We start from the raw sequence: 1,865 nt of genomic DNA, 5'->3' as shown, positions 1-1,865 counted from the left end.
CCACCGCGTAGGTGGGGCTCTTGATGCGGCCCTGCACGCCCAGCGCGCGCAGCAGGTGGCGCACCAGGGTGGTCTTGCCCGCGCCCAGGTCGCCGTGCAGGGTCACGAAGGCGTTGACCAGCAGGGGCTGGGCGGCCAGGCGCTGGGCAAAGGCGGCGGTGTCTTCCTCGCTGTGCCAGGTGAAATGGCGCGTGGTTTCTGCAGGGGGGGGGGCCGCAGCATCGGTGCCGCTTTCTACAATCTGGCCGGTATGTGGTGCAACAGTCAACTCGTTCCTCAAATGCAGGAGTGGGCCCGCGAGCTGGGATTTTCCCAAATCGGCGTGGCGGGGGTGGACTTGTCTGCGGCCGAGCCGGGTCTTGCGGCCTGGCTGGCGCAGGGCTTCCATGGTGACATGCATTACATGGCATCCCACGGCATGAAGCGCGCGCGCCCGGCCGAGCTGGTGCCCGGCACTGTGAGTGTGATCACGGCGCGCATGGATTATTTGCCGCGCGATACGGCCAGGGATGCGCCCGGGGGCTGGCAGGTGGCCGAACTCTCACGCCTTCAGCGCCCGCACGAGGGCATCGTCTCCGTCTACGCCCGGGGCCGGGACTACCACAAGGTGCTGCGCGCCCGTCTGCAAAAGCTCAGCGACCGCATCGCCGAGGCCATCGGCCCGTTTGGCCACCGCGTGTTCACCGACTCCGCGCCGGTGCTGGAGGCCGAGCTGGCCGCGCGCAGCGGCCAGGGCTGGCGCGGCAAGCACACGCTGGTGCTCAACCGCGAGGCGGGGTCCATGTTCTTCCTGGGCGAGATTTATGTGGACATGGCGCTGCCCCAGAGCGAGCCCGTCACCCCGCACTGCGGCAGCTGCAGCGCGTGCATCGACATCTGCCCCACACAGGCCATCGTCGCGCCGCACCGCGTTGACGCGCGGCGCTGCATCTCGTACCTCACCATCGAACACGCCGGGCCCATCCCTGTGGAGCTACGCCCGCTGATGGGCAACCGCATCTATGGCTGCGACGACTGCCAGCTGATTTGCCCCTGGAACAAGTTTGCGCAGGTCAGCCGCCTGCCGGATTTTGACGAGCGTAAGGGCCTGTCGGGCCAGCAGCTGGTGCACCTGTTTGCGTGGGACGAAGCCACCTTTTTGCGCATGACCGAGGGCGGCCCCATCCGCCGCATCGGCCATGAGCGCTGGCTGCGCAATGTGGCCGTGGCACTGGGCAATGCGCTGCGTGCCACGGGCGATGGGGCCTTGCGCGCTGCGCTGCAGTCGCGGGCCGAGGATGCCAGCGCGCTGGTGCGGGAGCATGTGGCCTGGGCTCTGGACGCTGCTTGAGGGCGTTTTTGGAAGAAATAGCCTGGTGGTGCTAGTGCAATATGCCTTGGCAGCTATCAAAATAGGAGTGGTCGCCGTTGCTCCGGGTCCTCACTGCACCAGCAGCCCCGTCTGCCGCAAGGTGCCCACCAGCCCCTGGGCGAACTCCGCATATCCGGCAGCGTTGGCGTGGATCTGGTCCGACCGCAACCGCTCTTGCGCCAGCACGCTCGACCAGCCTTTGGCATGCAGCGGGATCTTCAGCTCTTCGGCAATCTCTTCGTACAGCGGGTGGTCGCTCAGGCGGCCGGCAGCGGCCATGAGCGACAGCTCCGGCACAGCCACCAGCAGCACCTGGGCGCCGCTGGCCCGTGCCTCGGTGCAGATGCGCAGGATGTTGGTGCGCGCGGTGGCAGCACTCTGGCGCCGCAAAAAGTCATTGCCGCCAATGCCCACGATGACCAGCGCGGGCTGGTGCTGTTGCAGCAGGCCCGGCAGGCGCGCAAGCGCCTGGGCCGAGGTGTCGCCCGACACACCGCCGTTGACCACCTTCCAG

2 protein-coding genes and 1 pseudogene are annotated in these 1,865 nt (G+C 67.8%); 1 reads left to right on the top strand and 2 read right to left on the bottom strand.

From position 1 onward, the window contains the following. Positions 1 to 268 (bottom strand): annotated as a pseudogene (locus DBR23_RS31945) (tRNA (adenosine(37)-N6)-threonylcarbamoyltransferase complex ATPase subunit type 1 TsaE); the annotation flags it as partial. A 12-nt stretch (positions 269 to 280) separates the two neighbouring features. Here DBR23_RS31945 and queG point away from each other — a divergent pair. Next, the gene (gene queG / locus DBR23_RS26855) at positions 281 to 1,330 is read left to right on the top strand and encodes a tRNA epoxyqueuosine(34) reductase QueG (RefSeq protein WP_108500109.1); all 1,050 of its coding nucleotides are present in this window, start codon (positions 281 to 283) and stop codon (positions 1,328 to 1,330) included. A 90-nt stretch (positions 1,331 to 1,420) separates the two neighbouring features. On the opposite strand, the gene DBR23_RS26850 is transcribed toward queG, so the two are convergent. Next, positions 1,421 to 1,865 (bottom strand): GDSL-type esterase/lipase family protein (locus DBR23_RS26850; protein WP_233250777.1); only part of this gene is annotated, 445 nt, incomplete at its 5' end.

Source organism: Acidovorax sp. HMWF018 (assembly GCF_003061035.1).
GTDB classification, from domain to species: Bacteria; Pseudomonadota; Gammaproteobacteria; order Burkholderiales; family Burkholderiaceae_C; genus Acidovorax; species Acidovorax delafieldii.
This window is presented reverse-complemented; position numbering and strand designations above follow the sequence as displayed.